The following is a 23,114-nucleotide window of genomic DNA, read 5'->3' on the forward strand; positions in this document are numbered from 1 at the left end:
CTTCTTCCTCCGCGACGGCGACCGGGTGTTCCACACGTACTCGACGTTCGCCCGCGGCACCGAGGCGACCGGCGGGTCGTACTACTACCTGGACCTGACCGCGTTGGGCAGGCAGGAGGAGTGGGAGTTGCCCAAGGGCCGCAGCGACAACGCCCGCGCCGCGATGCCGAACTTCGAGAGCTGACCCCGCGAGCACCTGATCCGGCGAACTTCCCACCCATCCGGGTGACCAGGGTCAGGGCAGCGCGAGCAGGCGGTCCAGCAGCGCCGCCTGGGCTTTCACGATCTTGGTCCGCGCGACCTCCACGGTGAACCACTCGACCCGGTCGACCTCGGGGAACTCCTTCAGCTGTCCCGATTTCGGCGGCCACTCCAGCTCGAACGTCCCCGGCACCACGTCGGCCGGGTCGAGGTCGGCCTTCAGGGCCCAGGCCGTGATGACCTTGCCGCCGGACTGCTTGACCTCGCCCAACTCCACCAGGTCACCCTCGGGAACGGGCAGGCCGAGTTCCTCCTGGAACTCGCGGCGCGCGGCGGCCTCCGGGGTCTCGCCGTCCTGGTACTCGCCCTTCGGCACCGACCACGCGTGGTCGTCCTTGCGCGCCCAGAAGGGACCACCCATGTGGCCCAGCAGGACCTCCGTGGCCTCGTCCGATCCGCGGTACACCAGGATCCCGGCACTGCGCTTGCCCGCCATGGGGCCGATTGTGCCAACCGGCCCACGTTGACAACCCGGCGGAGGCCTTGCCATGCTGGAAACGAGTCGAGAGGCGCTGCGACGGGCACCGGCCCGCCACGCTCGGCTCGCGATTCCAACCCCAAGGGCGCCTCCTGACACAGGAGGCTGGTGGGTTGTGAGTTCCAAGTTGCAGAAGGTCAACGGGATCGAGTTCGCGGTCGCGGACCTGTCGCTGGCGGAGTCCGGTCGGCACCAGATGCGCCTCGCCGAGCAGGAGATGCCCGGTCTGATGGCCACCCGCCGCGAGTTCGCCGCGTCGCAGCCGCTCAAGGGCGCGCGGGTCGCGGGTTCCCTGCACATGACGGTGCAGACGGCGGTGCTGATCGAGACGCTGGTGGCGCTCGGCGCGGACGTGCGCTGGGTGTCGTGCAACGTGTTCTCCACGCAGGACGAGGCCGCGGCGGCCGTCGTGGTGGGCCCGAACGGGACCCCCGAGGAGCCGACCGGCACGCCGGTGTTCGCCTGGAAGGGCGAGACGCTGGAGGACTACTGGTGGTGCACCGACCAGCTGTTCCAGTTCGCGGACGGGCTCGGCCCGAACATGATCGTCGACGACGGCGGCGACGCGACCATGCTGGTGCACAAGGGTGTCGAGTTCGAGGCGGCGGGCGCCGTGCCCGCACCGACCGACGACGACTCCGACGAGTACCGGATCGTGCTGGCCACGCTGGCGAAGTCGCTGGCCGAGGACGCGGGCCGGTTCACCCGCCTCGCGGCCGGGATCAAGGGCGTCACCGAGGAGACCACGAACGGCGTCAAGCGGCTCTACAAGCTGGCCTCCGACGGCACGCTGCTGTTCCCGGCGATCAACGTCAACGACTCGGTCACGAAGTCCAAGTTCGACAACAAGTACGGCATCCGACACTCCCTTGTGGACGGTCTGAACCGCGGCACCGACGTGATGATCGCGGGCAAGCTGGCCGTGATCTGCGGCTACGGCGACGTCGGCAAGGGCGCGGCCGAGTCGCTGCGCGGCCAGGGCGCGCGCGTCGTCGTCACCGAGATCGACCCGATCTGCGCGCTCCAGGCGTCGATGGAGGGCCTGGACGTCGTGACGCTGGACGACGTGGTCGCGAAGGGCGACATCTTCATCACCACGACCGGCAACCTCGACATCATCATGGCCGCGGACATGGCGAGGATGAAGCACAACGCCATCGTCGGCAACGTCGGCCACTTCGACAACGAGATCGACATGGCGGGCCTGGCCAAGGTCCCCGGCATCAAGAAGATCGAGATCAAGCCGCAGGTCCACGAGTGGCGGTTCCCGGACGGGCACTCGATCATCGTGCTCTCCGAGGGCAGGCTGATGAACCTGGGCAACGCCACCGGCCACCCCAGCTTCGTCATGTCGAACTCGTTCACCAACCAGACCATGGCCCAGATCGAACTCTTCACCAAGCAGGACGAGTACGACCGGCAGGTCTACGTCCTCCCCAAGCACCTGGACGAAAAGGTCGCCCGCCTCCACCTGGACGCGCTGGGCGTGAAGCTGACGACGCTGACCCCCAAGCAGGCCGACTACATCGGTGTAGAGGTAGAGGGCCCGTTCAAGACCGACCAGTACCGCTACTGACCCACGGGACCAGCGGAGGCTCAACGCCAACCCAGGGCCTCCCAGCGAGCAACCGGGTCCCACCCCCAAGCCCAGCCCCGGACCCAGCGGGCCCTGACCGCTCTTCCAGCCCTTCCCCCGGCCCACCCCGATTCTTTGCGCAGGTCATGACCTGCGCAAAGAATCGGGGTGTTCCACGGGCCCTACGGCGCCCCCACCCCGGCCAACGACTTCCCGGTCTCCAGCAGCGTCTTCAGATCGCTGATGATGTAGGACCAGCCACCACCCGCACCGGGGACGTCACCAGCCACCTGCGCCGCCGCCGCAGGCGCGCCACCCACCTCGTGCGTCACCGTGAGCCGAACGGAGCCGTACTCCTCCACGATCTCCCACGTCAGCTTGGTGAACCCCTCCTCGGTCAGCTCCGGTGAGAAGTTCGCCCGCCACGTCTGCACGAGCTTGCGCGGCGGGTCGGACTCGAGCACCTCGCCGTCGATGATGACGTCGGGCGCGCCGTGCTCCTTCATGACGTCGCTGGCCGTCACCCGGTAGGCACCACCGGGCCGCAGGTCGTAGTGGCTGGGGCACTCGTACCCGTACCTGACGTTCCACTCAGGACTGGTGATCGCGTCCCACACCGCCCGCGGCGTCGCCTTGATCCACACCCTGTTCACCTGGACGCCGTTCGCGCTCATGCCGTGCCTCCAACTCGCCCTTGAGGTCGATGAGCGCCGACACGCGGCGCTCGGTGTACTTGTCGATCCACCGGTCGTGGATCTGCCGGATGGGAACCGCGTTGAGGTGGTGCACCTTCTCCCGCCCCACCTTGCGGGCGACGACGAGCCCGGCCTCCTCCAGCACCCTCAGGTGCTTCATGACGCCGAACCGGGACATCTCCACCTCCGCGTCCAGCTCCGTCAGCGTGCGGCCGTCGCGCGCGAAGAGCAGGTCGAGCAGGAACCGGCGGGTCGGATCGGCGAGCGCCTTGAACACGAGGTCGTCGTCGGTCACCCCCGAAGGATAGGTGACCATATGGTCACATGTAAAGCCGGAAGGAGGGGCCGCCCGAACCGGACGGCCCCTCCGAGCGGGCGATCAGCCCCAGATCGAGTCGACCCACTCCGGGTGGTCGACGAACGGGTTGCGGTTGTGCTGGAACGAGTCGTAGATGACCTGGTTGCGGCGCTTCTCGAACGCGCTCGGCGGGTCCTGCGCGTTCCACTGCCTGAGCACCGACAGCCTGCCCATGTACGGGTTGCTGCCGTTGTTGACGCTGTTGTTGACCTCCAGGTTCGGGTACCCGTCGGTGCCCTCGTACCGGATGGCCATGTAGAAGATCATCCGCGCGACGTCGCCCTTGTCGGCGTTGCGCGGCTCCCACGAGTCGGCGTCGGTGTAGTTGCCCGGCGCCTCGGTCGACTGCGTGCCGCCGAGGTCGAAGTCCTTGTTGCCGCGGTCGGAGTTGACCGTCACGTCGGTCGGCCGCAGGTGGTGGACGTCCGTGCCGGGGCCGGTCGCGGTGCCGAAGTCGCCGTGCGACTTGGCCCAGACGTGCTCGCGGTTCCAGTCGTCCGGGTTGCCGCCGTTGAGGCTCTTCGCCCGCGACGTGCCGGAGTACAGCAGGATCACGTTGTTGGAGTTGTTCGGGTCCTGGTCGGTGAGCTTCAGCGCGTCCCACACCTGCTCGTAGCTGAGCTTCGTCTGGGGGCTGATGATCTGGTTCAACGACGTGCGCAGCGCGGTACCGGTCTTGCCGACCGCGTTCCGGTAGTACGTGCTGTCGTAGTCGCCCGGCGTACCCGTGGGCGGGGTGGTGGTCGTCGTGGTCGTCGGCGGGGTCGTGCCGCCGCCCGCGAACGCCGTCGGCGCGGTGAGGCCCGCGTGCGAGAAGTACGCGCCGAGCTTGCCGGTGACGTCGAGCTGCTTGCCCATCAGGCCGGGGTTGGACCGGAGACCGTAGGCGGCCCGGAACGACGTCGTGATCTGGACGTAGACCATCTTCGACGTGGACGTCTCGCCCGCCGAGTCGGCCAGGGCGAGCGCGTAGTCGGACGGGAAGTTCGAGCGGACGACGGTGGTGGTCGCGGTGGGCTGGCCGACCACGTAGCCGCGAACGGTCGCGGAAGCCCCGGTCTGCTGGGCGATGGCCTGGGCCACGGTGAGCGGTGCGGCGGCGGTCGCGGGTGCGGCCTGCACGGCGACGGCGACGACCGCCGCCACGACGAGCAGGCCCACCGCGTTCCACCCGGTGACGCGGGATTTCAGCACTGGTGTCTCTCCCAGGGGCGTACGCCTCCCGTGGGCAGGGATCCACGGGCTAACGCAGTGTGACTAAACATCACACGATGGGATGAAGACTGCCACGAGAATTGCCACCGGCGGATGAACGATACGGAGCAATTCGATGTCGGAGTGGCTCAGTCCAGGTGGCGGATACCAGGCCAGAGGGAGGCCCACGACTCACCCAGCCCCGTGCACACCCAGACCCGGCCGCCCTGCTCCTTGTTGCGGACGCCGTGGGCGTTGTCCGTCCTGGCCGCCAGCCGCACTCCCCCGCGACAGGCGCGCACGGCCCAGGCGGGCGGATCCGCCTTCGCCCCCGGACCCACGATCACCACCGTGGTGGCGGTCTCCGGCGGCGGGCCCCAGTCGCCGTACCCGCGATAGCCACTGTATACAACATCTCGCATACCATCTTCCGCATACCGCTCCACCGCGGCGGCCTCGCCGAAGTTGTCGGTCAGCACCACAGCGTGCGCACGCTCGGCCGCGGGCAGCGCCCGGTAGACACCGGTCACGGTCTCGGCCAACTCCGGCCAGCCGAACTGCTCGGCGGTGAGGCCGTTGAGCCGCACGACCGGGATGACCGACAGCCGGTCCAACGGCACGATCGGCAGCGCCAGCGGCGCGACGAAGGCCGCCGAGGCGCCCAGCAGCACCCCGACGGTGGCACCGCGACCGGTGGCACCGCGACCGGTGGCACCGCTGGTGGCATCGCGACCGGTGATGCCGATGCCGGTAGCACCGGGACCGGAGGCACCGCGATCGGTGACGCCATGGCCAAAGGCACCGCGGTCAGTGGCACCGCGCCCAGCGGCTCCGCGGTCAGCGGCTCCGCGGTCAGTGGCACCGCGGTCAGCGGCACGGCGGCCGGCGGCACCGCGGTCGATCCAGCCGTCCACGGCCAACCCGCCCGCGGCCAGCAGCGCCGGGTACGCACCGAACAGGTACAGCGCCGACCCGCCCGCCGCGATGAACGCCGCCGCCAACAACAGGTAGGCGACCCCGAGGAACCGGAACGAGGGCGTGCGCACGAGCCGGACCAGACCCGCGATCCACAGCGGCGCCAGGAACGGGCTCACGTACACCAGCTGGAGCGGCACGAAGGAGAGGCGGGCGCCGTTGCCGCCGCGTTCGCTGATCAGGTTCGCCATCGCGATCTGCGGCCACCCGTGCTGGGCCTGCCACCAGAGGTTCGGTGCCCACAGCGCGAGCGCCAGGACCGCGCCGCCCAAGAACCACGGGCTGCGCAGCAGGTCGCGGGGGCCGACCAGTGCCAAGCCCACGACGAGGGCCAGTGCGACGGCCGCGATCTGGTACTTGTTCAGCAGCCCCAACCCGAGCACCGCGCCCGCCACGAGCAGCAGCCGCTGGTCGCCGGTGCGCAGCACCCGGACCACCAGCCACACCAGCGCGGCGGACAGGCAGATGTCGATCGTGGTGGTGTGCAGCATGTGTCCGGGCACCAGCACGAGCCCGGACACCGCCGCGGCCGACGCGGCGAGGAGCTGCGCGCGCGGCCGTCCGCCCATCTCGCGGGCGGTCAGCGACACGAACAACACCGTCAGCCCGGCCGCCACCGCCGCCGGGATCCGCAGCACCACGAGGGAATCCGGCGCCACCAGGTCCATCAGGTGCGCCACGAGCGGCGTCAGCGGCGGCTGGTCCGGATACCCCCAAGCCAGGTGGCGGCCCGCGGCGAGGAAGTACAGCTCGTCCCCGTGGTAGCCGTACCCGCCCGCGACCGCGACCAGAGCGACGGCCACCAGTCCCGCCACCCCGTAGGACAACCGCGACCGCGCGGGTGCCTCGACCTTCGTGTCCATGCTCCACGTCCCCCTCGTTGTGAAGATCCAAAGCTAGGAGCGCCAACGGGTTTCCACGAGGGGGCCGACACCCGTGCCGCTGGTGGGGCCAGCCCCCGTGGACAGTGGCAGGATCGGGGTGTGGATGAGGAGCGTGGGGACCCGGCCTGCTGGTTGGACGCCGTCTGCCCGGAGTGCGGGCGGATGCGGGAGCGGTCGGCGGCCGAGGCGTGCGAGCACTGCGGGCACGTGGACGGACTGGTGGCCGCTCCGGCGACGACCTCCGTCCGCGACCGCGACCCCGACGGCCGGGCCCGCAACGCCCGGCCGCGCGACGGCCTCGGCCGGCCGCTGCCGTACGGGGTGCCGGGTGTCGAGCGGCAGCCGGAGGGCGTGCCGCGGACACCGGCCGAGTCGCTGGTGGAGGCGCAGCGGCTGCTGGACGCCGGGATGCCGTTCCACGCGCACGAGGTGCTGGAGGACGCGTGGAAGACCTCCGACGCCCCCGAGCGGGAACTGTGGCGCGGGTTGGCGCAGCTCGCGGTGGGGCTCACGCACGCGGCGCGCGGCAACACGACGGGCGGCGCCTCACTGCTGCGGCGGGGTGCGAAGAACATCGCGGAGTTCCGGGAGTCGCCTCCGCACGGCATCGACGTCGCCGGGCTGCGGGACTGGGCGGAGGCGCTGGCGACGACGTTGGACGGCACCAGGAGCGAGGTCGACCTGGCTCGGAACACTCCGCGCCTGGTCACGCGCTAGAGCGCCGGGAATTGTCGGGCCCGGCCGATACGCTGGAATTCGGGGGGACCCCCGCACCCGGTGAATCGATTAGCGGCAGAAGGTATTCCACGCGACGGGGATGACGTCCGCTCGCGGCGATCACCGATCAGAGGTCACGAACGGGAATCACGGTCAGACCATTCCCAGCCACGTGGACGGAACGACTTCCGGGTACCGACAGGTGATCGTTCGACGACGTGCGGAAGAGCGAACTGGAAGGCGCTACCACTGACACGAACGCCACCGAGCGGGAACCGACACCGCTGGCACCACGGAAACGTGGAGGGGCACGACGGGGGTGGAGCGGAGCGCTACGACGATCCGGGACTCACGGGGCCAGGGGTCAGGGCTGCGTTGGCCTGCACCGCCCAACCGGTGTTGTCAGCGCGCTCCGCGGCGGGGACCCTCCACCAGCCGGAACAGCCGTTCGTGCACGGATGGCTGCGCTCTCTCAGCACGAACCCCGTCGGACTTGGCTCTGGCTGCTGCCACACCATTTCCCCCGTCCCATCGCACAGGTCGCAGGGGCGCTGGGACCTGGCCGATTCCGCCGCAGGTTCCACAGATGCTCCTGTCCATCGCGATTCCGGAGCCATGACAACTCGGGCATTCGCTCATTCGTCAATCGGATCACACAGACCGATCGTTGTGACCCGGTGGGGGCCGGTGATCACCCGATGGTAGTGCGGTACAAGAGTATTGCACCGTTTTGGGATCGTTTTGGACCGAATCACGGCGTGTCGGAAGTTTCCGCCGACGAGTTGGGCCGATCGGCCGACGTCCACCTCATCATCGGGACCATTTCCGCAAATGTGCGGCCCTCATTAAAACAGTGTTTTGAGAGAAGGTACAGTGGGAGCGCTCTCAAAACGAAGCGGGGTCGCCGTGCGGATCAGGCCTTACCGGACATCGGACCGGGACGCGGTGGCGGACGTCTGCGTCCGCACCGCCGACGCCGGCGGGGATTCGCGGCACCTCTACCCCGATCCGGAGCTCGTGCCGAGCATCTTCGCGCTGCCCTACGCGGAGCTGGAGCCCGCGCTCGCGTTCGTGGCGGACGACGGCGAGCGGGCCGTGGGGTACGTCGTGGGGACGGCCGACACCCGCGCGTTCGTGGAGGACTACCGCCGGTGCTGGCTGCCCACGCTGCTCGACCGCTACCCGGCGCCGACGGGCGAGCCGACGACGCCGACCGGGACGATGCTGCGGCTGATGCACACACCGGAGCGGATGATCGTGCCCGAGCTGACCGAGTACCCGGCGCACCTGCACATCGACCTCCTGCCGCAGCACCAGCGCGCGGGGCACGGGCGGGCGCTGATGACGGCGTTCCTGGCGGCGCTGGCGCACGCCGGGGTGCCCGCGGTGCACCTCGGGATGCTGACGGCGAACACGGCGGCGCGCGCGTTCTACGACCGGCTGGGCTTCCACCCGATCCCGGTGCCCGCCCACGCGGACCTGACGTTCCTGGGCCGTGAAGTTGGGCCGAATGCCTGGTTGGGGCCCTCCGCGGCGGGGTAGTGACGGGACAGGGTTTTCCCGCCACACAAGGAGGCACCAATGCTCGCCATCATCGCCGCGGTCATCTTCGGGCTGGCGTTGCTGCTCGACCTCGCCGACGCGTCCCTGGGGTCGGTCGTCAACGGTGCCACGCTGATCACGGCCGGGCTGCTGTGCGTCGCGCTGCACCTGGCGGGTGTCGGCACGAGCGTCCGCCGACCGGCCTTCCGCCGTCGTCGCTGACGCGGGTCGCGTGAACGCGCTGGAGTTCGACGAGCGGACGTCGCGCCGCGTCGAGGCGACCTACCGGACGGCGGACGTGGTGCGGCAGCGGCGGGTCGTGCGGGAGGCCCTGGCCCCTCGGCCGGGCGAGCGGGTGCTCGACCTCGGCAGCGGGCCGGGTTTCCTCGCCGCGGAACTGGCCGAGCAGGTCGGCCCGGACGGCGCCGTGTGCGGGATCGACCCGGCACCGTCCATGCTCGCGATGGCGGCTCGGCGGTCGGGTCCCGCGGTGGAGTACCGGCAGGCGGGCGCCGACCGGATTCCTTACCACGACGGGAAGTTCGACGCCGTGGTGTCCACCCAGGTCTTCGAGTACCTGGAGGACGTGCCGGGCGCGCTCGCCGAGGTTCGGCGGGTGCTGCGACCCGGCGGCAGGCTGCTGCTGGTGGACACCGACTGGGACTCGATCGTCTGGCGCTCGCCGGACGACGGGGTGACGAACCGGATGCTGCTGGCGTTCGAGCAGCACCTCGCCGACCCCCGGCTGCCGAGGAAGCTGCCCGCGGTGCTGACGGCCGCGGGGTTCCGCGACGTGCGCACCAGCGTGCTGCCGGTGGTGAACGTCGGCTACGCGGACGACACGTTCAGCGCGGGCCTGCTCGCGCTGGTGTCGACGTTCGTGGTGGGGCGCGACGGGATCACCGAGGCCGAGGCCGAGGCCTGGGCGGACGGCCTGCGGGCGCTCGGCCCGGACTACTTCTTCAGCCTGAACCGCTACCTGTTCCTGGCGACGCACTAGGGAGGGCTGGTGCGGGCGGGGTGGTGGCTCGAACGCCCGCACCGGAATCCCGGTGGCCACGGCGGCCGTCGACCACTACCTTGCCGCAGGTGCCCCCAGCTCTGCTCGACCAGCTCGAATCCTTCTACGACGCCGTCCCCCGCATCGACGCGCGAGCGGAGTCGCACGGTGCCCTCACGCTGTTCGTGCGCGACGGCGAGGGGTTCCCGTACTACGCGCGGCCGTCGCTGGACGGTGGTGAGCCGACCGCGGTCGACGTGCGGCTGGTGCGGGAGCGGCAGCGGGAACTCGGGGTGGCGGAGGCCTTCGAGTGGGTGCACGAGACCACACCAGGGCTCCTCGACGTGATGGAGCGGGCCGGGTTCGCGGTGCTGCGCGCGCCGCTGATGGTGCTCGACGGACCGCCCGCGGTGCCGGAGGTCGACGCCGCGGTGCGCGTGCTGGACCCGGACGCCGACGACTTCCTGGCGGACGTGGCCGTGGTGCAGGCGGTGGCGCGGCTGTCGTTCTCCACGCCCGGCACCGCGAGGGGCGACACCGGGCCGAAGGACCGGGACACGCTGCTGCCGACCGTGACCCCCGTGCACGTGCCGAAGTTCCGGTACGCGCTGGCGGAGGACGCGACCGAGGGCGTGGTGGCCGTGGGCATGACGCAGACGGCGGTCGCGGTGGCCGAGGTCGTCGGTGTTGGCACGCTGCCGTCCGCCCGCCGCCGCGGTCTGGGTGCGGCGATCACGGCTGTCCTGGCGCGCGACGCGCTCGACCGCGGGGCCGGGCGGGTGTTCCTGTCCGCGGGCAGCGAGGACATCGCGCGGGTGTACGAGCGGGTCGGGTTCCGCCGCGTCGGCACGGCCTGCGTGGCGGAGGCGGAGACCGGGGACGGCGGCGCTTGACGGGGTCTTCCCGACCGTTGCGCGGGAACGCCGGGGCCCCCGGCACTAAGCTGCCCGCGTGATCAGGGTGCTGAAGGACTTCTCCACCGGTGTCGGGCTGCTGGCCAAGGGCTTCGGGCTGGTGTTCCGGTCGCCGAAGCTGCTGCTGATCGGCGCGGTCCCGGCCGTGATCAGCTCGGCGCTGCTGATCGGCAGCCTCGTGCTGCTGGCGACGAACATCAACGACATCGCCGCCTGGGCCACGCCGTTCGCGGACGACTGGAGCGAGACCGTCCGCTCGGTGACCCGCGTCGCGGCGGGCATCTCGATGATCGGCGCGTTCCTGGCGATCAGCATGCTCGCGTTCACCGCGATCACGATCGTCATCGGCGGCCCGTTCTACGAGCACATCGCCGAGACGATCGAGGACACCGAGCTGGGCGGTGTGCCCGACGCCGAGCAGGTGCCGTGGTGGCGGTCCGCGCTCAACGGCGTCCGCGACGCGGTGCTGCTGATCGGGCTCGCGATCCTGTTCGCGATCCCCCTGTTCGCGGCGGGTTTCATCCCCGTGGTCGGGCAGACGGTGGTGCCGGTGATCGCCGTCTGCGTCAACGCGTGGCTGCTCGGCATCGAGCTGACCGGCATCCCGTTCACCCGGCGCGGCAAGACGCTGAAGGAGCGGCGCGCGGTGCTGCGGAGCAAGCGCGCCACCGCCCTCGGCTTCGCCGTGCCGTCGTACCTGCTGTGCCTGGTCCCGCTGGCGGCCATCGTGGTCATGCCTGCGGCGATGGCGGGCGGCACGGTCCTCGCGCACCGCCTGCTCACCGGCCAGCCCGGCGCGGTCCCGGCCTACCAGCCCTACCGGAACGGCACCCAGGCCACCTGAGCCGCCCGGTCGCCGCTGCTGGCCATCAGCCCGGCGTCCGACACGGTCCACAGCTCGTCGCCGATGACGAGCGAACGGCGCAGCGTGCCCGTGGGGTGGCTGACGGTGCCGACCTCGCTGAACCCGCGGTCGGACAGGCGCAGCACCAGCGAGCCGCCGTCGCCGCCGCGGTTCCCGTTGACCGGCAGGACCAGCAGTCCGGTGGGCGACCAGTACAGGAAGGCGTGCGGGTCGTACTCGGCCTCGCTGCTCGTCCCCGGCAGGTGGTGCTGCGCGAGGCGCCGCGGCTCGGCGGGGTCGCTGACGTCGAACAGCGAGACCTGCGTGCCCGTGACCCTGCCCTGGTCGGTCGCGTCCTGGCCGACGCCGATCAGCCTGCCGTCGCCTGCCGGGTGCAGGTAGGCGGAGTAGCCGTTGATCTTCAACTCCCCCACCACCCTGGGCTTCGCCGGATCGGCGAGGTCGAGGGTGTAGAGGGGGTCGGTGCGCCGGAACGTGACCACGTAGCCCACCGCGCCGAGGAACCGGACGCTGTGGATCCGTTCCCCCACGCCGAGTCCGTCGACGCGGCCGGTCCGCACGAGGGTGTCGCCGTCGCGCCTGAGGACGGTGACGGAGCTCTGCGACCCGGCCCGACCGGACTCGTTCGTGGTCGCGACCCGCAGGTGCCCGGCGTGTTCGGAGAACGAGTACTGGTTGAGCGGCGTGCCGTCCACGACACCCGACGCGACGTGCTTCGGCGGGCCGGGCTGGGAGATGTCGAACTGGTGGATCGCGGTCGACGGGTTCGCCGTGACCTTCCCCCGCCCGGAGAACACCTGCCGCTGGTCGGCGACGTAGAGGTTGCGCTCCGACCCGTAGACCGTGTCGCCCGCGGCGACGATGGACACCGGGTCGCCGGTGCCGAGCGCGGCGGCGAGGTCGACCGTGAGCACGGTCAGCACCGAGGACGCCGTCGGCTGCCGGGGGAAGCTGACGCGGGAGCAGTCGACCAGCGTGCCGTCGCCGCGGGAGGTCGGGGTGGTCAGCTCGTAGCGCGGCAGCCACGCGGAGACCGGCGCGTCCTGGAGGATCCGCTCGTTCTCCCGCAGTGCCTCGGCGGTGGTGCGGACGCCGTCGGGGTAGACGTAGTCCAGCCGGGGCGACGAGCTGACGACGATCCGCGCCACGCCGCCGATCTGGCGGGCGTCGACGTAGGCACCCTCGACGGAGAGGGAGCCGAGTTGCTCCGGCGCCCCGGACAGGTCCACCAGGACGAGGTTCGCGCCGCCGCCGGGCGCGAAGTCGCCGGGCGTGAACTCGCTGGGCGCCAACGGCCTCTCCAGCGCCGTCGACGTGGTGACTACGAGCGCGCGGTCACCGCTGAGCAGCAGCTGCGAGATCGCGGCGCCCGGCAGTTCCAGCGAGCCGGTGACCTGGCGGGACGCGACGTCCACGACCCTCAGCGCGCCGTCGGCGACGGTGACGATCCGCTTGCCGTCGGTCTTGACCAGGTCGGGCTCGTCGACGCCCGCCTCCTGGACGTTCGTGGTCGAGTGCTCCGGCGTGCCCGCCCGCGGCGGGACGGGGGCCGACGCCTTCTCCCGCGAGTCGGCCGCCACGCCGGGCTCGGCGTTCATCACCACGCCACCGCCGAGGTCGGTGTACCAGCCGCCGCCCCTGCCCAGCTCCGCGAGGCGCGGTCGTTCCACGGCTCTGAACTGCGACAGCACCTCGTCGCACGAGTCGTAGGCCACCAGCTCCACCGGCCCGGCCGTCGTGCCGGGCGGAACCGGGGCGGGCCAGTCCTCCAGCACGGCGGGCGCGGAGGCCGCGCACACCCCGACGACGACGATCCCCGCCAACACCACTCCCGAGCGCTTCATGGACCGAGGACGGTGGTGGGGGCGGATCGCGTTGCAGGGGAAGCGGAAGTGCCGGGAGACCCGCGGGTCCCCCGGCACCCGTCCGCGCGTGGACTAGGAGTTGATCTGCTGCGTGATCAGCGTCGCGTAGCTGGAGACCTTGGCGTAGACGCCGGGGTACCCCGCCGCCGCGCAGCCCTCGCCCCACGAGGTGATGCCGATCAGCTTGCCGCCCGCGACGAGCGGACCGCCCGAGTCGCCCTGGCAGGTGTCGGTGCCGCCCTGCGGGTACCCGGCGCACACCATGTGCGCGGACTTGAAGTCCGAGCCGTACGCCGAGGTGCAGGTCGCGCTGCTGGTCACCGGCACGGTGGCCTTGAGCAGGTAGCGCGAGGCCGCGCCGCCGGAGGACGTGGTGCCCCAGCCGAGGATCGTGCTGGACGTGCCCGCCGCGTACAGCGCCGTGTCGGACGCCGTCGCGATCGGCAGGGTGCCCTGGGTCAGGTTGCGGTCCAGGGTGAGCACCGAGACGTCGTTGCCCTGGGTGACGTCGACGTAGCTCGGGTGGATCCAGATCCTGGTGACGCGCGCGACGACGCCCGCGGTGGAGCGCTTGTCGTCGCGACCGGCCACGACCCGGACCGCGGACGCGGCGTCGCCGACGGTGCAGTGCGCGGCCGTGACGACCTTGTTGGGGGCGACCAGCGTGCCGCCGCAGTACTGCGAGCCGCTGCTGGTGGCCAGGTAGACCACCCACGGGTAGGTGCTGGTGCTGGCACGGGTGCCGCCCACGACCTGGGCGCCGACCTCACCGTCGGTGGTCGGGGGTGCCGGAGCTGCCGCGGCCACGCTGAAGCCCGCCAGTGGAAGCAACATCGCCACCACGAGCGCGCCCAGCCAGGACCGAAGGCGGTGCAGGGTTGCCGCCATGATCATCTCCTTGAGTTGTGACCCCGTTCCCGGGGTGCACACAGAGCAACAGACCGACTACTGCCGCCACAAGCTCCACTAGACGTAGGCCATTCGGCAGCGGCGCCGACGACGTGATTGACTCGCCCGCAGACCTGTTCCGATTCGAGGAGGATCCGCATGGCCACGCAGAAGCCCGAAGTCGACCTGGTCGAGGGCCCGCCGCCCGCCGACCTGGTCATCAACGACCTCACGGTCGGCGACGGGCCCGAGGCCACCGCGGGCCAGGCCGTCACCGTGCACTACGTCGGCGTCTCCTTCACCACCGGCGAGGAGTTCGACTCCTCCTGGAGCCGCAACGACCCGTTCCGCTTCCCGCTGGGTGGCGGCCGCGTCATCGCGGGCTGGGACAAGGGCGTCGCGGGCATGAAGGTCGGCGGCCGTCGCCAGCTGGTCATCCCGCCGCACCTCGCCTACGGCGACCGCGGCGCGGGCCAGGCGATCAAGCCGGGCGAGACGCTGATCTTCGTGGTGGACCTGCTCGCGGTGAACTAGACCGCACAGACCGTCCGCCGAAGCCCGCCCGCTCCCCGGAGCAGGCGGGCTTCGGCGCGCGTTGGGCCGTTAGGCGTATTTGAGCCCGGACCGGAACCAGTCGGTTCCGCGGTACGTCATCCTGTCCCGTGGGGTTGTCCACCAGGGGGAGGGACGGGCGGTGCCTGACGACGTCGGCGGGTCCGAGCGGATGCTCGCGCAGTGGGAGACCAGCATCCGGCAGAAGGCCGAGCGCTACCAGAGCATGGCCGAACGCGTGCAGGGCCTGTCGATCACCGAGACCTCCAGGGACGGCACGATCCGGCTGACCATCGGGTCCAACGGCATCCTGTCCTCTGTGGACATCGCGGAGTCGGCGCGGGACAAGCGGATGGCCGAGGTCTCCGCGGAGATCATGCGGACGTTGCAGAAGGCCCAGTCGCGGATCCCCGAGCTGCTCCAGCAGGCGATGGCCGAGACCATCGGCACGCAGGACGAGACCGCGAACGCGCTGTTCGCCGAGGCTCGCAAGAACTTCCCGCCCGCGCCCGCCGAGGACGTGCCGCCACCGGTCAACCCGGAACTGCGGTTCGGCATCGACGACGACCAGCCGCCCGCCCCCGCGCCCCCGCCCGCACCGCGTCCTCCGAGCCGCCCTCGTCGTCCCGAGGACGACGAGGACTTCGACGGCGGCTCGTTCCTGTCCTGACCGCGTAGGGGGTTCTCATGGCGGAGCAGTTCGAGGTCCTCGGGGAAACCCTGGACGGGCACCGCAAGCAGCTCGACGACCTGTCCGAGCGGTTGCGCGGCGCGCTCGACGCCGCCCGCACGGTCAGCATGCCGACCGACGCGTACGGCATCCTGTGCCAGCCGTTCCGGATGATGCTCGACCCCGTGGAGCAGTGGGGCCTGGACGCGTTGAACGGCGCCGTCGAGGCGATGGACGCCACCGCGACGGGCGTGAACACCACGGTCAAGCAGTACCGGCAGCAGGACGACGCCGTGGCCGACTCGTTCCGGACCGGTGACCGATGACGAACCCCCTGGTCGCGCAGGCACCGCAGGAGGGCTCCGGGTTCACCCGGGGCACGGGCGACAACGGCTGGGCCACCGGCATCTCCATCGCCGAGTCCGCGATGGACACGTTCAACGGCTTCAAGGACGGCAACTGGATCGAGGGCGGTCTCGGCGTCGTCGGCCTGGCCGCGGACGCCGCGTCGATGGCCGTCGACCCGTTCGGCACGCTCCTGTCGTCGGCCGCGTCGTTCCTGATGGAACACGTGCAGCCGTTGAAGGACATGCTCGACTGGCTCGCGGGCGACCCGCCGGTGATCGAGTCGTACTCCACGACGTGGAACAACGTCGCCACCGAGATGGGCAAGATCAGCGAGGACTACGCCGCCGCGCTGAAGTCCGGCACCGAGGGGTGGACCGGCGCCGCCGCGGACGCCTACCGCGCCGCCGCGGCCGAGCAGGGCGACGCGCTCTCGGGCGCGGCCAGCGCAGCCGGGTCCGTGGGCACGGTCGTGGGCGTCATGGGCATGGTCGTGGCGTTCGTGCGCGAGATGGTCCGCGACCTGATCGCCGACCTCGTGGCGAAGCTGATCACGTGGGTGCTGGAGGCGGCGTTCACGCTGGGGTTCGGGACGCCGGTGATCGTCGCGCAGGCGATCACCGCGATCTCGAAGTGGGCGGCGCGGATCGCGAAGCTCGTGCAGAAGCTGCTGGACACCATCAAGAGGGTCTCGCCGATGCTGAAGCGTCTGGTGGAGGTCTTCGAGAAGATCATGAAGGTGCTGGGGAAGCTCGCGGGCAAGGCGACCGGGCTGGACGTGCTCGGCAGGAGGGTCGACGATCCGGGGTTCGTGCGGCGGTTGGGGCGCGACGGCGTGGACCCGCCGCCCGGTGCCCGCGGCGGTGGGCCGGACGGGTCCAGCCCTTCCGGTTCGAGCCCTTCCGGGTCCAGCCCATCCGGTTCGAGCCCATCCGGTTCCGGTCCCGACGGCACGTCACCGTCGAGGACCACGCCGGAGTCCGGGACGCCCGGTTCACCCGGCAGCCCGTCACCCGACGGCACACCGTCCGGCGGGACTTCACCGGGCGGGACTTCACCGGGCGGCACCTCGCCGGGCGGCACCTCGCCGGGCGGGACGTCTCCCGGTGGCACGTCCTCGCCGGACGGGCGGGCGTCGACTCCCGGCTCACCGACGCCGTCGGGTCGCGGGCCGGACGGCGGTCCTGGTCCGTCGACGGCGCACAGTCCCAGCGGTCCGTCGTCCACGCCGTCGCCGCACGGTCCGGGCTCTGGCCCCACGACGCACAGCGGTCCGACGTCGCCGGGGCACGCTGCCGACTCCACGCCGTCCGGCCACGGCCCGAGCACGAGCCCGACGATCGCTCCACAGCGGACGGACCAGACGCACTCGGCCGGCACGACCACACCCGACGCACCGTCCAGGGCGGACCAGCCGAACACCGCTCCCCGCGACACCACCCCGTCGTCCACCGCCCCGCAGCAGGGACCGGTGGGCGGCGCACCCCACGGCGGCGGCCAGCCCGGCGGCGCACCGAACGCGGGCGGCCCACCGAGGACCGGTGGCGGCGGGTGGACCGGCACGTCAGGCCACCGGGGCGACACGGCGTCCGGCGTCCCGCAGTCCCGCACCCCCGACGGCACCCCGCACCCGCAGAACGCGGGCCCGCCCCAGCCCCGAACCCCCTTCACCGCTCCGCAGCACGCCGGTCCGCCCCACGCCGGTCCGCCCCACGCCGGTCCACCACAGGGCCGTCCCCAGGCCGGGCCCCCGCACGCCGCGCCACCACCCGTCCGCCCGCACACCGGGCCCCCGCACCCCGCACCACCCGTCCGCCCGCAAGCCGGACCACCGCACACCGCACCCGGCCGCCCACCCCAGGCGGGACCTCCTCGACCGACCCACGCGGGCCCACCGCACCAGAGCCCGCCCCCCACGCGACCGCCCCAAGGACCACCGCACCAGGGCCCTCCCCCAGCGCGACCACCCCACCAGGGACCACCGCACCAGAACACCCCGCACCAGCCGCAAGCCCGCGGCCCGGAGCACACCCCGGACAGCCCACCCCGCCTCCCCGACAACCAGCCGCACCACCCCGACGGCCCTCCGCACCAGCCAGAACCCCGGCCGAACATCGACGAGGCGCACGCGAGGCACGGCGAAACCACCCCCGCGGGCATCTCGCACCACCGCGGCGACCCCGACATGGGCGACCTGCCCAGCCGCGTCCCGAACGACCCGCGCTACTTCACCGCCGACGTCCACATCACCCCCGACGGCCGCGCCCGCATCGGCAACCACTCCTACAGCCCCGAGGAGTACGGGGACCTGTTGCGCCGCAACGGGTGGGACGGCAGGACACCGATCCGCCTGATCGGCTGCGACGCGGGCAGCAACGACTTCGCCCGACGTTTGGCGGCCCACACCGACGCCCCCGTGCTGGCCCCCACGAAACCCGCGTGGACCGACAGCCAGGGCCGCGTCTACACCTCCGACGCCGAGGTGGACGCCCACGGCAACCGCCACCCGAGGATCCCGCCGAACGGCGAGTGGGAAACCCACAGCCCGGACGGCACCAGGACCAGGGCGAGCGAGGACGGCTTCGTCCCCGGCACCAAGGACTCGGACAAGTCGGGGCTCGACCCGGAGGACGCGCGGGACCGCGCGCGGCCCGTCGACCCGATCCGCGACTCGCCCCACCGGGACCGCTCACCGCAGCAGCGGGCCGAGTGGGATCCGCCGACGCAGCCGAACGGCGACCCGCTGCCCGAGGTGCCGATGACGGTCGAACCGAACGCCCGCGTGCTCGACCTCAACGGCGGCGAGCCGTTGCAGCCCCACTCGCGCATGGTCGTGACGGACGCGGACGGCAACCCGCGCGGCGTGTTCTACACCGACGGCGACCGCAACGTCACGCACGTCGAGGTGAGGGCGTCGAACAGCGGCGCCGAGCCGTTCGACGCGCCGCCGAACCGCGACGTGGCGAACGCCGCGCCGGGCGTGACCTACCGCGTCGAGATGAACGAGGTCTTCGATCACGTGTTCGTGGGCGGCGGGCACCACGACACGTCGCTGCCGTCGGGCCCGCAGCCGGACCTGACGGCACCCGACCCGCGCGACCCGTCGGTGCCGCCGGGAGAGCACCCGCCGCAGCGCTTCGACCAGTTCGACGTGGGCGACACGTCACCGGCCGTCGACTGGAACCCGCCGGGCGACAACGGCGTGTACCGGTCGGCCGACCCGGTGCTGGACTACGACACCCGGCAGTCCGGCCCGTTCTCGCTGAGCGACACGCCGCCGAGGGAGCCGCACACGCGCTACGACGTGTACGACCCGGACGGCAACTGGCACGGCACGTTCTACACGGACGCGGACGGGAGGTTCTCGCACGTCCACACGTGGTCGGGCGACCGGACCAACGGCTTCAACCCGGAACTCGGCACCGGCCGGACCTGGGACGAAGGCCTGCCCGTTCCGCGCCCGAACACGACCTACGCGGTCGGCCCGCGCAACCTCGAGCACCACGGCCTCGACCCGCGCGAGCCGCGCCAGCTGTACCGGACCGACGAGCACGGCGACACGATCGCGGCCAGCGGACGGCCTCACTACCCGCCTGCGGGCACGACGGCGCCGGACCACTTCGGTCCTCGCCGCGGGTTCGACGAGACCGGCAGGTTGCAGACGGACGTCGGCAACATCGCGGGCGGTGGCAACGATCGCGGCGGCACGCGCCTGCCGGGCGAGTACGACCGCGCCAACTACTCCCACCTCACCCCCGAGGAGCAGAAGCAGCTCCGGTTCGCGGGTGGCCACATCATCTCGTTCGAGGCGGGCGGTCCCGGCGAGCGGATCAACCACGTCCCGCAGTGGGCGTACGAGAACAGCGGTTGGGACTCACCCGACCGGCCCACCTCGGACTCCTGGCGCAAGATGGAGGCCGACCAGGCCCGGATGAGCGAGGACCCGAACATCCAGGTGGACCGGATCGACATCTGGGCCGAGCGCCACACGCCGGACGTGCGCACACCGGACGTGCTGCACGCGGAGTTCACCGTCACCACCGTTTCGCCGCCGTTGACCCAGATGGTCCCGAGGAGCTTCCACAATGTCCCGCCACCAGCGCGAAACCCCGCCTTCGTCCCCCAGCCTCCAGCCGTCCCCTGAGCCGCACGGGGACCTGCTCCAAGCCGTTGGCCGGGGCCTGGTCGGGGTGGCGCCGGAGGACTGGTACCGGCTCGACCTGAAGTACCTGGCGACGGCGACCGTGGGGCAGCCGGTCCTGACTGTCCTCAAGCAGGACCGCACCCGGCTGACCGTGCGCGTGCCGCACGAGGTCGAGCACGCGCTGCGGGAGCTGCGCGGCCGGATGTACGAGCCGGGTCGCGGTACGTGGTTCGCCCTGCGCTTCACCGTCGACCCGCCGATGGAGTACCGGGTGCTGTTCGACCACGACCACGACCCGAACTGGTGGCCCGCGCTGCCCGCGTCGGAGTGGAGGTCGGACCTGGAGGTCTACCCGCGCGACCCGGAGCACGTGCCGGACTGGTTGCGGGAGAAGCTCATCGAGCCCACTGGGGGATACTGAGGATCATGACGGCCCCACTGGACCCGGACGCCCAGACCGAGATCCTGTCCGAGATCGTCGGACGGCTGGTGTTCGAACTCCCACCAGGGTGGAAGCGCGTGCACGTGGACTACGCCGCGGTCGGCGAGCACGTCGTGTGCGTCGGCCTGCTGTTCATGGTGAACGACGCCATGAGCGCCTGGACACCGCCCGCGGACGTCGTGGAGGGGTTCGCCCGGCTGCGCGCGGGCATGGCTCGCCCCGGCCGGGGGGCCTGGCTGCACGCCATGATGCGGCTGGAGTACCCGGACGTGTACTCGATCGAGTACGACCGCGACGCGCTGCCGCGGTTCAAGGTGCCGCCGCCGCCCGAGGAGATCGCCCGCGAGCTGGAGACGTTCCCCCGCGAGGAGGAGCACGTCCCGGCGTGGATGCGAACGGCGCTCGACGACCGGTAGTCCACTGTGGACGATAATCCGGACGGACCGGACCTCGTCCACGCCGGAAGCGGAGACGTCGGTCGTGACGCCCACCCCGGCAGCGGGAGGGCGGACCGTGCCGCTCGGTGGCGGCGATGAGCGGCGGATCGGCTCGAACGGGAACGAGTTCCGCGACCGGTTGCACCGCGTACCGGCCGCACGGCGAGAACTCGACCTCCACCGGATCCTCCGGCCGACACCGAGAACGTCGAAGCCCTGTTCGCGAACAGCGTTCGCGTGCACGACCGTCGACGGTGACGGCACCACGCGGCTCGACCCGGTGCGAGGAATTCCCCGTCCCCCCGCCGGGCAGTCGGCGCTGGACTCCTTGCTCGCGGACGGGTGGCACCCCACGTCCACCGCGCGGCACTTCACCGTCTGACCAACCGCGGGAAGAGCGGAACGCACTGGTCAGGAGTTCGCGACCAGCCAGCTCCCCCGCGGAGGACCGGACTCCCGGTTGACCGGCCAACGGCGCCGTGGGCCGGCCGTTAAGATCGGCCCACCGGTATTCGGGGGGATTCGAAGGGGTGCGCACGGATGAGCCAGCCGACTACACCGCTGAGCGATCAGGAGCAGCAGCTGCTCGTGCGGCAGATCGGACGAGCGATGCTGCCCACGCTGCCGCAGGGCTGGCAGAAGGTGCGGGCCGAGTACCGGGCGGCCGGGCGGCACATCGAGGTCGACATGGCGGTGGCCGGGCCGGACGGGCAGTTGCGGCCGGTGCGACCGCCGATGGACGTGGTGACGCTGCTGGGGCAGCTCCGGGCGGGGATGCACTCGGCCGAGCGGGGCACGTGGTTGACCGCGGTGTACGAGCTGGAGGCGCCCAGCGCCTTCACGGTCGACTTCAACTCCGAGGACGAGCCGGGGTGGCGGAACCCGCCGCCGCCGATCGGTCTCCAGGACGAGCTGCGGACGTTCCCGCGCGCCGACGTGCGGATCCCGAACTGGTGGCGGCAGCGGATCGGGATGCCGCCGCTGGAGGCGCCGGTCGACACGCCGCCCGGTGGTGTTCCCGCACCGCTGCGGACGGCACGGGTGTACGACGGGAAGGCCCCGAACGGGCGGCCGTTCGTGAACCGGCCACCGGTCGACCCCAGGGTGCGCGAGCAGCTGACGGCGTTCCTGGAGAGCGCGCCGGTCGTGCTGGCGGCGCGGAACCTGGACGTGGACGAGTTCTCGGCCGGCGAGCAGGACGTCCCGCTGAACTTCCGCACCGACGGCACGTGGATCTGGGCGGGCGCGGTTCCGCACTACCTGCGCAAGTACGGTCTGCCGCCGGAGCCGGAGTTCGTGGAGCACATCGTCCGGCTGGGCTTCCAGGCGCCCGCGGTGGACGAGGCGACGAAGGAAGTGGCGGTCGCGCTGATCACCGGCCAGTGAGCCGGAGCAACCCCCAGTCCACTGAGGACTGAGGATGTTCCCGGCGCGTGCCCGGCTTGCCGTTTCCCAGGGCAGTGCCACGATTGGATCGGTGATCCGATCGAGGGAGGCGCTCGATGAGGGAATTGCTCGCCCGCCGCTGGTGGTTGTTCGCCCTGCGCGGCGGTTTCGCCATCGTGTTCGGCGTACTGGCGTTGGCCTGGCCAGGCCTGACCCTGGTGGCGCTGGTCTTCCTGTGGGGCGCGTACACGCTGGTCGACGGCGCCACGGAGCTGTACCTCGCCGTCACGCACGAGGACTTCGCGCACGGCGTGCTCGGCGCGCTCGGCGTGGTCGCGGGCCTGGTCGCGCTGTTCTGGCCGGGCATCACCGCGCTGGTGCTGCTCGTGGTGATCGCGGTGTGGGCGATCGTCGGCGGCGTCCTGGAGATCGTCACGGCGGTCCGGCTGCGCAAGGTGATCGAGCACGAGCGGTTCCTGGCGCTGAGCGGCCTGCTGTCCGTGGTGCTCGGCATCATCCTGCTGTCGACGCCGACCACGGGGGCCCTCGCGCTCGTCGTGACGATCGGCGTGTTCGCGATCCTGTGGGGAGTCGTGCTGGTGCTGCTCAGCCTCCGGCTGAGGAAGTTCGCGTCAGCAGCGGCCTGAGCCGCAGGTCCAGCGGGTCGGGCCGGGTGAGCGACACGGTGGCGAGCGCCGAGACGGCCACGACGAGCGCCAGGTAGAACCACGAGTACAGGCCCGTGTCGCCGTCGGGGAACGTCACCAGCAGCAGCACGCAGGAGAAGAACACCACCGCCCGCAGGCCGGTCAGGGTCCAGGTGAGTCCGGCGGCCAGTACGAGGGGCCAGCTGAAGTACCAGGGCAGGGTGGCGGGGGAGAGCAGGGCGACGGCGAGCATGGTCAGGGCGGCGTGGTGGATGGCGT

General features: G+C 71.6%; 22 protein-coding genes, 3 pseudogenes and 1 riboswitch. Of the genes and pseudogenes, 16 read left to right on the plus strand and 9 right to left on the minus strand.

The features are described 5' to 3' along the window. Positions 1–184, plus strand: a 184-nt coding sequence (locus AC156L_RS18995; protein WP_484407120.1) for a DUF899 family protein, incomplete at its 5' end; no start/stop codon positions are given. A gap of 51 nt (positions 185–235) precedes the next feature. On the opposite strand, the gene AC156L_RS19000 is transcribed toward AC156L_RS18995, so the two are convergent. After that, positions 236–697 (minus strand): NUDIX hydrolase, encoded by a 462-nt coding sequence (locus AC156L_RS19000; protein ID WP_330879760.1) that lies wholly within the window; start codon positions 695–697, stop codon positions 236–238. Positions 698–759: 62 nt separating this feature from the next. After that, positions 760–837: riboswitch (S-adenosyl-L-homocysteine riboswitch) on the plus strand. 17 nt (positions 838–854) lie between these two features. Here AC156L_RS19000 and ahcY point away from each other — a divergent pair. Next, positions 855–2,315 carry an adenosylhomocysteinase gene (gene ahcY, locus AC156L_RS19005; protein ID WP_330879761.1) on the plus strand — a complete coding sequence of 487 codons (1,461 nt, stop codon included), beginning with the start codon at positions 855–857 and terminating at the stop codon, positions 2,313–2,315. A 182-nt stretch (positions 2,316–2,497) separates the two neighbouring features. Here the strand turns inward: ahcY and AC156L_RS19010 are convergent, their stop codons facing one another. The 5 genes and pseudogenes from AC156L_RS19010 to AC156L_RS19030 form a co-directional block, all read right to left on the minus strand. Then, positions 2,498–2,989: an SRPBCC domain-containing protein gene (locus AC156L_RS19010; RefSeq protein ID WP_330879762.1), complete on the minus strand. Its 492-nt coding sequence runs from the start codon at positions 2,987–2,989 to the stop codon at positions 2,498–2,500. Further along, positions 2,907–3,326 carry an ArsR/SmtB family transcription factor gene (locus AC156L_RS19015; protein WP_330879763.1) on the minus strand — a complete coding sequence of 140 codons (420 nt, stop codon included), beginning with the start codon at positions 3,324–3,326 and terminating at the stop codon, positions 2,907–2,909. The genes AC156L_RS19010 and AC156L_RS19015 overlap by 83 nt, the downstream gene beginning before the upstream one ends. Positions 3,327–3,389: 63 nt before the next feature. Further along, a pseudogene (locus tag AC156L_RS19020) lies at positions 3,390–4,067 on the minus strand (endonuclease I family protein); the annotation flags it as partial. A 93-nt stretch (positions 4,068–4,160) separates the two neighbouring features. Then, positions 4,161–4,562 (minus strand): annotated as a pseudogene (locus AC156L_RS19025) (DUF6359 domain-containing protein); the annotation flags it as partial. 149 nt (positions 4,563–4,711) lie between these two features. Continuing rightward, positions 4,712–6,400, minus strand: coding sequence for a glycosyltransferase family 39 protein (locus tag AC156L_RS19030; RefSeq protein WP_330879764.1), 1,689 nt, complete (start codon positions 6,398–6,400; stop codon positions 4,712–4,714). 240 nt (positions 6,401–6,640) lie between these two features. Here AC156L_RS19030 and AC156L_RS19035 point away from each other — a divergent pair, with 240 nt between their 5' ends. The 6 genes from AC156L_RS19035 (at position 6,641) to AC156L_RS19060 (ending at position 11,438) form a co-directional block, all read left to right on the plus strand. Then, entirely contained in the window at positions 6,641–7,138 is a 498-nt protein-coding gene (locus tag AC156L_RS19035) for a DUF309 domain-containing protein (protein ID WP_330879780.1), read from the plus strand. Positions 7,139–8,044: 906 nt separating this feature from the next. Next, the gene (locus AC156L_RS19040) at positions 8,045–8,680 is read left to right on the plus strand and encodes a GNAT family N-acetyltransferase (RefSeq protein WP_330879765.1); all 636 of its coding nucleotides are present in this window, start codon (positions 8,045–8,047) and stop codon (positions 8,678–8,680) included. A gap of 39 nt (positions 8,681–8,719) precedes the next feature. Beyond that, a complete protein-coding gene (locus AC156L_RS19045) occupies positions 8,720–8,902 on the plus strand; it encodes a hypothetical protein (RefSeq protein ID WP_330879766.1) in 183 nt (60 codons plus the stop codon). 10 nt (positions 8,903–8,912) lie between these two features. Then, a complete protein-coding gene (locus AC156L_RS19050; RefSeq protein ID WP_330879767.1) occupies positions 8,913–9,680 on the plus strand; it encodes a methyltransferase domain-containing protein in 768 nt (255 codons plus the stop codon). 89 nt (positions 9,681–9,769) lie between these two features. Continuing rightward, the gene (locus tag AC156L_RS19055; RefSeq protein ID WP_330879768.1) at positions 9,770–10,573 is read left to right on the plus strand and encodes a GNAT family N-acetyltransferase; all 804 of its coding nucleotides are present in this window, start codon (positions 9,770–9,772) and stop codon (positions 10,571–10,573) included. A gap of 58 nt (positions 10,574–10,631) precedes the next feature. Then, positions 10,632–11,438, plus strand: a complete 807-nt coding sequence (locus tag AC156L_RS19060) for an EI24 domain-containing protein (RefSeq protein ID WP_330879769.1) — start codon at positions 10,632–10,634, stop codon at positions 11,436–11,438. Here the strand turns inward: AC156L_RS19060 and AC156L_RS19065 are convergent. Further along, positions 11,411–13,303: a beta-propeller domain-containing protein gene (locus AC156L_RS19065; RefSeq protein WP_330879770.1), complete on the minus strand. Its 1,893-nt coding sequence runs from the start codon at positions 13,301–13,303 to the stop codon at positions 11,411–11,413. The genes AC156L_RS19060 and AC156L_RS19065 overlap by 28 nt on opposite strands. Before the next feature lie 93 nt (positions 13,304–13,396). Next, positions 13,397–14,212, minus strand: coding sequence for a S1 family peptidase (locus tag AC156L_RS19070; RefSeq protein WP_330879771.1), 816 nt, complete (start codon positions 14,210–14,212; stop codon positions 13,397–13,399). A gap of 159 nt (positions 14,213–14,371) precedes the next feature. On the opposite strand from AC156L_RS19070, the gene AC156L_RS19075 reads away from it, so the two are divergent. The 8 genes from AC156L_RS19075 (at position 14,372) to AC156L_RS19110 (ending at position 22,835) form a co-directional block, all read left to right on the plus strand. After that, positions 14,372–14,746 carry an FKBP-type peptidyl-prolyl cis-trans isomerase gene (locus AC156L_RS19075; protein ID WP_330879772.1) on the plus strand — a complete coding sequence of 125 codons (375 nt, stop codon included), beginning with the start codon at positions 14,372–14,374 and terminating at the stop codon, positions 14,744–14,746. A gap of 160 nt (positions 14,747–14,906) precedes the next feature. Beyond that, complete coding sequence (locus tag AC156L_RS19080; protein ID WP_330879773.1) at positions 14,907–15,434, plus strand: YbaB/EbfC family nucleoid-associated protein; 528 nt, start codon at positions 14,907–14,909, stop codon at positions 15,432–15,434. 17 nt (positions 15,435–15,451) lie between these two features. Then, positions 15,452–15,760: a type VII secretion target gene (locus AC156L_RS19085; RefSeq protein WP_330879774.1), complete on the plus strand. Its 309-nt coding sequence runs from the start codon at positions 15,452–15,454 to the stop codon at positions 15,758–15,760. Then, entirely contained in the window at positions 15,757–19,923 is a 4,167-nt protein-coding gene (locus tag AC156L_RS19090; protein WP_484407122.1) for an RHS repeat domain-containing protein, read from the plus strand. Before AC156L_RS19085 ends, AC156L_RS19090 begins: the two co-directional genes overlap by 4 nt. A 46-nt stretch (positions 19,924–19,969) precedes the next feature. After that, positions 19,970–20,344, plus strand: a complete 375-nt coding sequence (locus tag AC156L_RS19095; protein ID WP_330879776.1) for a hypothetical protein — start codon at positions 19,970–19,972, stop codon at positions 20,342–20,344. A 5-nt stretch (positions 20,345–20,349) separates the two neighbouring features. Further along, positions 20,350–20,781, plus strand: a complete 432-nt coding sequence (locus AC156L_RS19100; RefSeq protein WP_330879777.1) for a hypothetical protein — start codon at positions 20,350–20,352, stop codon at positions 20,779–20,781. Between the two features lie 561 nt (positions 20,782–21,342). After that, entirely contained in the window at positions 21,343–22,188 is an 846-nt protein-coding gene (locus AC156L_RS19105) for a hypothetical protein (protein WP_330879778.1), read from the plus strand. A gap of 116 nt (positions 22,189–22,304) precedes the next feature. Further along, positions 22,305–22,835 carry an HdeD family acid-resistance protein gene (locus tag AC156L_RS19110; RefSeq protein ID WP_330879779.1) on the plus strand — a complete coding sequence of 177 codons (531 nt, stop codon included), beginning with the start codon at positions 22,305–22,307 and terminating at the stop codon, positions 22,833–22,835. Here the strand turns inward: AC156L_RS19110 and AC156L_RS19115 are convergent. Next, positions 22,795–23,114, minus strand: a pseudogene (locus AC156L_RS19115) (polyprenol phosphomannose-dependent alpha 1,6 mannosyltransferase MptB); the annotation flags it as partial. The gene AC156L_RS19110 and the pseudogene AC156L_RS19115 overlap by 41 nt on opposite strands.

This window comes from Umezawaea sp. (assembly GCF_057122925.1).

Coding starts and splice junctions, on each gene's coding strand:
- AC156L_RS19000 (WP_330879760.1), bottom strand. CDS start 697: ATGGCGGGCAAGCGCAGTGCCGGGATCCTGGTGTACCGCGGATCGGAC.
- AC156L_RS19010 (WP_330879762.1), bottom strand. CDS start 2,989: ATGAGCGCGAACGGCGTCCAGGTGAACAGGGTGTGGATCAAGGCGACG.
- AC156L_RS19015 (WP_330879763.1), bottom strand. CDS start 3,326: ATGGTCACCTATCCTTCGGGGGTGACCGACGACGACCTCGTGTTCAAG.
- AC156L_RS19030 (WP_330879764.1), bottom strand. CDS start 6,400: ATGGACACGAAGGTCGAGGCACCCGCGCGGTCGCGGTTGTCCTACGGG.
- AC156L_RS19045 (WP_330879766.1), top strand. CDS start 8,720: ATGCTCGCCATCATCGCCGCGGTCATCTTCGGGCTGGCGTTGCTGCTC.
- AC156L_RS19065 (WP_330879770.1), bottom strand. CDS start 13,303: ATGAAGCGCTCGGGAGTGGTGTTGGCGGGGATCGTCGTCGTCGGGGTG.
- AC156L_RS19070 (WP_330879771.1), bottom strand. CDS start 14,212: ATGGCGGCAACCCTGCACCGCCTTCGGTCCTGGCTGGGCGCGCTCGTG.
- AC156L_RS19075 (WP_330879772.1), top strand. CDS start 14,372: ATGGCCACGCAGAAGCCCGAAGTCGACCTGGTCGAGGGCCCGCCGCCC.
- AC156L_RS19085 (WP_330879774.1), top strand. CDS start 15,452: ATGGCGGAGCAGTTCGAGGTCCTCGGGGAAACCCTGGACGGGCACCGC.
- AC156L_RS19090 (WP_484407122.1), top strand. CDS start 15,757: ATGACGAACCCCCTGGTCGCGCAGGCACCGCAGGAGGGCTCCGGGTTC.
- AC156L_RS19100 (WP_330879777.1), top strand. CDS start 20,350: ATGACGGCCCCACTGGACCCGGACGCCCAGACCGAGATCCTGTCCGAG.
- AC156L_RS19105 (WP_330879778.1), top strand. CDS start 21,343: ATGAGCCAGCCGACTACACCGCTGAGCGATCAGGAGCAGCAGCTGCTC.
- AC156L_RS19110 (WP_330879779.1), top strand. CDS start 22,305: ATGAGGGAATTGCTCGCCCGCCGCTGGTGGTTGTTCGCCCTGCGCGGC.